8 protein-coding genes are annotated in these 8,404 nt (G+C 53.4%); 6 read left to right on the top strand and 2 right to left on the bottom strand.

Going from position 1 to position 8,404, the window contains the following annotated elements:
* The first annotated feature begins 722 nt into the window (after positions 1-722).
* The 5 genes from YA0848_RS35130 to YA0848_RS35110 are packed head-to-tail and all read left to right on the top strand — an operon-like array spanning position 723 to position 5,371.
* Positions 723-1,151 carry a TIGR03757 family integrating conjugative element protein gene (locus YA0848_RS35130; protein ID WP_008432865.1) on the top strand — a complete coding sequence of 143 codons (429 nt, stop codon included), beginning with the start codon at positions 723-725 and terminating at the stop codon, positions 1,149-1,151.
* Positions 1,148-2,089 carry a TIGR03756 family integrating conjugative element protein gene (locus YA0848_RS35125; RefSeq protein ID WP_008432863.1) on the top strand — a complete coding sequence of 314 codons (942 nt, stop codon included), beginning with the start codon at positions 1,148-1,150 and terminating at the stop codon, positions 2,087-2,089. The genes YA0848_RS35130 and YA0848_RS35125 overlap by 4 nt, the downstream gene beginning before the upstream one ends.
* A 20-nt stretch (positions 2,090-2,109) precedes the next feature.
* Positions 2,110-3,471, top strand: coding sequence for an integrating conjugative element protein (locus YA0848_RS35120; RefSeq protein ID WP_024073345.1), 1,362 nt, complete (start codon positions 2,110-2,112; stop codon positions 3,469-3,471).
* 8 nt (positions 3,472-3,479) lie between these two features.
* Positions 3,480-3,860: a hypothetical protein gene (locus tag YA0848_RS35115; protein ID WP_008432858.1), complete on the top strand. Its 381-nt coding sequence runs from the start codon at positions 3,480-3,482 to the stop codon at positions 3,858-3,860.
* Positions 3,857-5,371: a conjugal transfer protein TraG N-terminal domain-containing protein gene (locus tag YA0848_RS35110; protein ID WP_008432856.1), complete on the top strand. Its 1,515-nt coding sequence runs from the start codon at positions 3,857-3,859 to the stop codon at positions 5,369-5,371. The genes YA0848_RS35115 and YA0848_RS35110 overlap by 4 nt, the downstream gene beginning before the upstream one ends.
* A 32-nt stretch (positions 5,372-5,403) precedes the next feature.
* On the opposite strand, the gene YA0848_RS35105 is transcribed toward YA0848_RS35110, so the two are convergent.
* Together YA0848_RS35105 and YA0848_RS35100 are read right to left on the bottom strand one after the other, a co-directional pair.
* On the bottom strand, positions 5,404-5,727 hold the full coding sequence (locus tag YA0848_RS35105) for an Ac45/VOA1 transmembrane domain-containing protein (protein WP_008432855.1): 324 nt from the start codon (positions 5,725-5,727) through the stop codon (positions 5,404-5,406).
* 235 nt (positions 5,728-5,962) lie between these two features.
* On the bottom strand, positions 5,963-6,451 hold the full coding sequence (locus YA0848_RS35100) for a hypothetical protein (RefSeq protein ID WP_019821334.1): 489 nt from the start codon (positions 6,449-6,451) through the stop codon (positions 5,963-5,965).
* 205 nt (positions 6,452-6,656) lie between these two features.
* Here YA0848_RS35100 and mobH point away from each other — a divergent pair.
* Positions 6,657-8,404 (top strand): MobH family relaxase (mobH, locus tag YA0848_RS35095; RefSeq protein WP_198731575.1); only part of this gene is annotated, 1,748 nt, incomplete at its 3' end.

The following is an 8,404-nucleotide window of genomic DNA, read 5'->3' as shown; positions in this document are numbered from 1 at the left end:
TCTTCCTATTATGAAAAGCGGCTTTGACCGCTACAGGCGGATGAATCGTTTGGGCGTAGCTAAATGAGACTACGAACGTGTCACAAAAGCCTCATGGGCTGCGGAAATTAGGCACTACGTAGAGCACCGAAAACGCAATCGGCAGGATGGTCTTTAACAGCAATACGGTCTCGGAGGATAGGTTTTTATCTTATCCTTAACGTCATCGAAGATGACATTGAAGCTGTGCAGCAGGCGCTCCGTTTGCAACATTTGATCGTGAAGGATCTCAAGCAGGACAGCACAAACTACTGCCTGCCCAAGGATAAAGATAAAGCCTTCGAATCTTGAGGTTGTTTTCTCCAGCACGACCAAACCCGCTGACGATATCGGCAGGGCGAGCATTTTGCCGTTGATGTCGCCCGAAGCTTCAATAGAAGTGATTTTTCGTTATGTCGTGGGGCGGTGGCGAGACTCGTCCGACTGGCGTACTGTGGACCATCGGCGGCGATGGGGCCAAGAAGGGTCGCCTCATAAACTTGGCTTGAACTCTTGCTGTGTGGATAGCCAGTTAACTGCGTACTCACTGCGTCGTCAATTTGAGCCGACCAAGTGCCATCTCTAATCCAACCCACACGAATTCGTCGCTCTCAAATACCCAAAGCTTCCAAATTCCTATTTCTTACTGCGCTCAAGACAGCCATCCGGTCTTCTGTACCTGAATCCATATCAGGTACGGTGCCATGCTCCAGATCCTTACCCACATTAGCGAAACGCGGCGCTGGCTGTTTTCACTGCTACTGTTCTTGTCAACTGCGTCCCACGCGGAGACGTGGGTCATTACAAACCGAGCACATCCAGTATCCGCACCTTCTGGCGCTCGCGTCATCTTCCTGGATGATCAGCAGCGCCTTGAAGAACAACTTTCCAACCAACTACCCGCCGATCCACGCCAGGCAGAAGCGGCCATTCAACGCTACCTTGTCAGCCCTGCAGGGAAGCATCTGCAAAACGAGTTGGCCCAAGCCCAGCAGGGCGTCATAGACGCCTGGAGCCTGCGAGTCGAAAAACTCCCAGCCGTGGTCGTAGATCGTCGCTACGTCGTGTACGGCGAGCCTGACGCAGCTAAAGCCGTCGCGTTGATTGAACGAGCACGGAGCCTGTCACGATGAGACGCTCACGTTTTGCGATCCGGCCTTTGTCGCTGGCTATCACTTTCAGCCTGTCATTCAGTGCATCGGCTGCGATCAACTCGGCAGCGATTATTGCCTCGACCCTGTCACCAACCTGCCTGGAGTACAAAGTGGTCGGCATCTGCTATTGGCTGCTCTGCACGCCATTCGGATGCAAAGTCAAAACCTCGACCAAGGTTCGTCACTACGTACCGGACGCTGTGGTGTCTGCATATGCGAATACCGGGATGAACCCTTGGATAGAGATGTCACCTCTTGGCACCCCGAATCCGATGGCCCAAGCGGGCAACGACGGCACTACCAATCACGTTGCAGAGAACAACATCATCAAATTTAAGGAAGCCGATGTCATCGGCCATCCAGGTGGTGCGGCGTTGAGTCAGTTTGCCAGCGCCTCGGGCTATGTATGCAAAGGCGCAACCTTACCGCTTGTGCCTTACTTTCTGAGCACCCTTGACCCCATTGCTTGGCGATACGGCGTCCCGGAATCCGTATACCCCGAAGCACTCATTCCGGGCATGCGCGAAGTCGGTAGCCTGCTCTCAGCAAGCAGCTGGGGGAACGTCTACCCGCGTAGCGGCTTCCTTAACCAGACTGACGACTACAAAACGGGCGCAGTTATTGCGCAGCGTGCCGGCGACGTGGTTACCCGCCCAGGCCAGGTCCATGTCTACTTGCCGATGCTCGCCCTTCCCTACCCCGGTTACTGGCCCGCAGGGCCGCTACGCGAAGGTGACGCCTCCACTGGTAAGTGGCAAGAGCTCACCCCAGTCCTCAACCCGACTTGCGCAACCTTTCCCACCATCGATCCGAACATCGATGCGCAGGATGGCGGCTACGCCTGGGCACTCTGGCGCCCTTATTCGTGTTGCCAGCGTCGAGGACAGACCTTCCTCGGCAGTACGGACTTCCAATGAAACAGCGATCGGAGCAAAGCATGAAACTCACTACCTTGGCGATAGGGCTCGCCTGCAGCCTCAGCAGTGCAATAGCGCTCTCTGCTGATCCAATCAACGTCTCCTCCTCCGGAAGCGTCATTGGGGACAACGTGCTGTATAGCATTGGCGGCGGCAACGCAGTCACCATGGGGAGCGCAGGCAACATGGATAGTATTTCTGTGGGAGGCGGTTGGAATACCAATCTAATCTGCGGAAACATGAGCCTGAGCACAACCCTTGAAAACCAATTGAATGGTGCCACTTCCGGCTTCAAAAACATCATGAGCTCGGTGGTACAGAGCGCCACCAGCGCCGTGGCTTCGCTGCCGGCACTGATTCTTCAACGTGCGAACCCGGCGCTATACAACCTCATCACCAACGGCATTTTGCAGGCCCGCCTGGACTTCGACCGCTCCAAAGGCACCTGCCGCGCCATTGGCGAAAAGATGGCGGATATCGCCGGTAACCAAATGGGCTGGGGCAAGCTTGCTGAAGGTCAGGCTATGAGTCAGGCGCTAACATCCAACACAGACGCAGTGTCGGCGGTGGAACAAGTCGAAAAGAAAGGTGGAAACGATGGCGTCACTTGGGTTGGTGGTGATAGAGCAGGTGGTTCCGGTCAGAAGCCAATTCGTATCGTAGGCGACGTCACCAAGGCGGGCTACAACCTTCTGAACAAGCGCGCGGCCGGCGACACCGCATCCATCAGTAAAGCGAACTGCAACAACGGCATGGTGTGCAATGTCTGGTCATCGCCCCAGGAAGCCACCACCTTTGCCAATCGTGTCCTGGGTGAACAACAACAGCAGACCTGTGACAGTTGCCCTAAAACGGTGACAGCCGCAGGCGTCGGCCTCACGCCGCTGATCCAGGAAACGTACGACACCAAGCTGAAGGCCCTGCAGGAACTGCTGAGCGGAAGCAAAACGCTGTCGCTAGAAAACCTGGAAGCAGCGAGCAGCAACTCGTTACCCATCACCCGAGGCGTTGTAGCAGCACTCAAGGATGAGCGCGACCAGGACGTACTCGCTCGCCGGCTTGCCTCCGAAGTCGCGTTGTCCGATGTGTTGGAGAAAGCTCTGACCCTACAGCGCACCTTGATGGCAGGCAGTCGGGAACCGAACGTCGCGGCTAATGACCTCGCCGTCCAGGCAGTCGGCCAGCAGAGCTCCTCGCTGCAACAGGAGATCGGCAACCTCAAAATGGAACTGGACATGCGTCAGCAGCTCGCGAAGAACTCGCCTCTGACCATCATTGAACGCAGCAAAGCACGGGCAGAAGACTCTCGTGGCGTGTCCCCGGGAGCCCCAGAAACGAATCGATTGGACCAGTTGCAGTCACCCGCCCAGAACAAACAGTGAGAAAGGCCATGACCGAAATACAGGAGCCTGTCGCCGCTCCCAACCGTTCGCTGGTTCGACGAACCGGGAGGAGCATTCTGCTTGTTCTGGGTGTTTTGCTCGCGACTGCCGCCCTCGTAGTCCTACTCAGCGCTGTCCTGATGAACATGTTCGACAGCGCCGAGCAATGGCAAGCCTGGCGCACCGACCACTATTGGCCGCTCTTTACCTGGCGCCTAATGCTTTATATCGCACTGACCGTTGCCTGGTTCAAATTCAAGGTACGGTTATCGAACTCAGAACGCTCGAAACGGCGCAAAGGCCTGTTGAAGATCGAGATAATGGTGATCTTATTATTTCTGATGGTTGAACTGAGCAAGGTGCTGTATCAGGCAGGGGGTGTTCTGTGACGCTCTACACCAATGACTATTTAGAGTACTACCTGACGTTGGTCGGTTGGATCATCAACAATGGTATCTGGGCGATGATTTCAGATACCGGTCTATTCGCCCTCCCCTTCTGCATCATCGTTATTCGAGAGTGGCTGAAAGTCCGTGGTGAGGGGGCCGATGAGGGCAACAAAGGCGTTCTCTCACTGGCACGTATCGAAACCAATATCTACGTTGGCTACATCGTAGTCGCATTCTTCGCTGTACCAGCCGTCAATGTGAGTTTTGATACCTTGGCATTTGACCAGAGTAGAGCTCAGCAATGTCAATACAACTTACCTAAACCCACAGACACAGGCTGGAACACAACATTCAGCTCACTGGCAGGAAAGAGTGCCCAGATGCCCATGTGGTGGGCATTAATGCATGCATTATCAAAGGGATTAACCAATGGCGCTGTAGCAGCAATTCCCTGCGGGACTGATTTACGGCAAGTACGCATGGAAGTTAGCAACACCAAGATCAACAACCCGCTATTGGCTCAGGAAATTGGCGACTTTACGCACGATTGCTATGGACCCTCCCGTGCCAGATTATTCATGCGCCAACCCGAATTGGGAGCGCAAGGGAATGACCCTCGTTTTGCGCAGGAACTCAGCTGGATTGGTTCGCACTATTTATTGAACACCTCGGGTTATTACGACACGGACTACTCCAAAACTCCAAGGGCATCATGGCCCTATAACGCATCTCGTGATGTGGGTTTACCACAAGTGGGTGGAGGTGGGGGCTATCCAACTTGCAAACAATGGTGGTCAGATAGCGGAGTGGGACTGCGGGACCGTATCAAGGCTCAAGTGTCGCCGGACCTCATGACCAAAATGCTCGGCTGGGCAAAGTGGTTGTCCCCGGACGAAGTCACTGACTCGCTTGTCCGGCAACTGGTCTCGCCGTCGAACCAGGTGAAAGGGGATGTTTATACGGACTACGGGGGACAAATCGACGGAACTGTGTGGAATGGTGCAGCCCGGGCAGCGGGGACTCTCGGGGTTGCATTAGGATCTATGGCCTATTTTCCAGCGATGGACATGGTTCGCCAGGCGCTACCGATGGTCATGGCGTTCTTGAAAATGGCGATGGTGATTTGCATTCCCTTGGTGCTAATCGTCGGGGCTTACCAACTAAAAGTGGCCATGACTATGTCCGTTGTTTTTTTCGCTCTGATATTCGTGGACTTTTGGTTTCAACTGGCTAGATGGGTCGATACCACGATATTGGACGCTTTATATGGAGCCGGTTCTCCGCATTTATCATTTGATCCTGTGATGGGTTTGAACACTGCCACCCAGGACGCAATCTTAAACTTCGTGATGGGCTCGATGTTCATCATCCTGCCAGTGTTTTGGATGGGCGCGCTGGGATGGGCAGGGGTGAGCGCAGGAAAAGCATTGGAAGGCCTTACCAGCGGAACAAAAGATGTTCAAAAGGCAGGTCAGGAAGGGGTGAATACTGTCAAACGTAGCGTTATGTAACGTAAGGGTCTCATATCATTGATATGAGACCCTTAATCATCGTCGTCTACACGTTGACCAGCAACATAGTACCCATAGCCATCGGGGCCATAGCATTGACCATACTCTATCTGGTTTCTGCGAGGCGTAGGTCTGTGATTCAACGCCCAGAGCCCTCCACCCAAAACCAAGGTAAATACTGCAACGCTGATAATCCCGCTGAAAATGTCTGCAGAAAAATATAGGAGTACGGCAGCCACAACCAGACGCTTGACCCAACGCAGGGTACGGTTCTGACTGCACCAAACGAGGCGCGCAGCCTGACCCAGGCCATAGCCTAAGCGACTTGCTACTCCCTGAGAGGTCTGTGCGGTCATGGTGCGTCTCCTTCTTACCCGGTCTAGGGGCGATTTGACATTACTTATAATACCGATTTTTCTATGCTGCAAGATCATGAGACAAACGGCCTTTGCCTTCAGCACCAGATGCCCCCCTTTCACAACAAAAATGGCCCAAAAGGTAAAAGGTTTTGTAGAAGCGAATGGAATGGTTCACAAGGGTAAAAGCCTTACCCGAAAGGGCCGCTTTCAGCGGGAAAAAGGTCCAATCTCATCAACGCATCTCGCGAGTCGAATAAACTTCAACTAACTCGTCTTCTGTAAAATTACTAAGCAAAGAAAAGTATTCAGCTCTGGACTCAACCGTCAACGGTTGGATAGAACCTAAATTAATAAGAGTTGAAACAGCCTCGTCAGGAGTCATTTCGCTAGTAAGTGGGGCTCTCTGCCCAGAGTAATAAACCTTGTCAGACGCAATAGCTACATCCAGCAGTTCACGTACTTCACCATAACGAGCGGAACGCGCAGCGGTTAGAAACACTCCATCAAAAATGACCAAGACGCTATCAACGTGAGGAATAATATATTTAGCTAAGGCGACAACCAGAGGAAGGTTGTTGTCCCACCTTGCTTCCTCATCATCAAGATCATTCCCTACACTAGCAAAAAGAATGATCTCATCACACTTATTGTCACGTATCAAATCACAAAGTGCCCAAACATTATCTGAGGTTGATTTCGTAGCGTAGCGAAGTGAAACCATCATTTTTTCCTCACATAGTCGATCTGCGGCCCCGTGCCCTTAGACCGAAACGACGATAATTCTGCATTCCTTTCTCCGTCACCACCATAGAAAGATGGCTCTTCGCCAAAAGAAATACCCGAGGCAACCAGTGATCCTTTCCCCTTGCTCGCCCCCCCTTTGATAGGAGAAAAGCCTGCCCCATGAATCATTTACGGAGCAGGCGATGTTCTCTATTTTCCGCCGCAATAAAGCGCTACCCGCCCAAAGCCCCTCCCCTAACGGTTTTATACAGCCGGCCTCTAGCCAAGCACTACTGGCATCGCCGCGCCGTCAGAAACTACTGGAGAACATTTGGCAGCGCGCATCGTTATCTCGCTCACAGTTTGTCGAGCTCTATAGGCGTCCACTTGAGCGCTACGCGGAGTTGGTCCAGCAGCTCCCTGCTTCGCAAAACCACCATCATGCACACCCTGGCGGCATGCTGGATCACGGGCTTGAAATCGTCGCCTATGCCTTGAAAATTCGACAGAGCTACCTGCTTCCTATAGGCGCACCGCCGGAGTCTCAATCAGCACAGGCTGAGGCCTGGACTGCCGCCGCGGCTTACGGCGCTCTGATACACGACCTCGGCAAGATCGCCGTCGACGTGCACGTCGAGCTGGCAGGAGGTAAAACCTGGCACCCGTGGCACGGCCCAATCGATCGTCCCTATCGATTCCGTTACGTGAAAGGACGCAACTACCAACTTCACGGAGCCGCTGCCGCACTGATCTACGCGCAGATCCTCTCCTCAGAAATCTTAGATTGGCTCAGTAATTTCCCCGAAGTGTGGTCGCAGTTAATCTTCATTTTGGCTGGTCAGTACGAACATGCCGGCATTTTGGGAGAGATCGTGGTCAAGGCCGATCAGGCGTCCGTCGCACAGGAGCTCGGTGGAAATCCAGCCCGCGCGCTGTCCGCGCCCAAACAGTCTTTGCAGCGTCAATTAGCAGATGGGTTGCGTCACCTGGTCCGAGATACATTCAAACTGAATCAACCCGATGGACAGTCAGATGGATGGCTGACACAGGATGCTCTTTGGCTGGTTAGCAAGCCTATTGCTGATCAATTGCGAGCCTATTTGCTGACCAAAGGCGTTGAAGGTGTACCCAGTACGAATGCGCCTTTCTTCAACATGCTGCAAGATCAGGGGGTAATCCAAACCAATGCCCAAGACAAGGCAATCTGGAAAGCCACGATAGACAATGGTCGTGGCTGGCGAAACACCTTCACCCTGCTGAAGCTCTCACCGGCACTGATCTGGAATGATCCAAGTGATCGGCCCACAGCTTACGCTGGGACTCTTGAGGTAGAAGCTGGCAACCCGGTAGAAGACTCTGCAGCTGAAAATACCGTCGCCACACCGGCCAAAAAGTTGCCTTCGGAAATTCAATCCAGCCCTGTGCCGGCGCCTTTAGCACCGGCACAGCCATCACCGTTCGAACTACCTCAGCATTCCTCGAGCAGTACAGATGAATTTGACGAGCTACTGGCGCTCCTTGGTAACATCAATGAGCCATCAGAAGACACCAAAAACAAAGCGGTCTCAGCGGCACATACCGCGCCTCCGAAACTGGATGAAATCCAGCCTTCCCAAACCTCCAATCAAGGAGGTGCGCCTTTAGCAATAATCGAAGAAGTCACTCCGATGCCTAGCAATAACACCGAGATCGGTCAGGGATTTGTTGAATGGCTTAAGAAAGGCATCGCATCCCGGACCATCATTATCAACGATACCAAAGCGCTGGTTCATACCGTAGCAGGGACCGCTATGCTGGTAACGCCTGGAATTTTCAAACGCTACGTCCTTGAATTCCCCCATATCGAACAGCAAGCCAAAGTACAGCAAGTCAGCGCCTGGCAGCTGGTTCAACGTAGTTGGGGATTCCATGACCATCCGGACACCCATTCCACCAACATCCGGACACTGAT

The sequence above is a fragment of the Pseudomonas sp. S4_EA_1b genome, assembly GCF_016307435.1.
GTDB classification, from domain to species: Bacteria; Pseudomonadota; Gammaproteobacteria; order Pseudomonadales; family Pseudomonadaceae; genus Aquipseudomonas; species Aquipseudomonas rhodesiae.
This window is presented reverse-complemented; position numbering and strand designations above follow the sequence as displayed.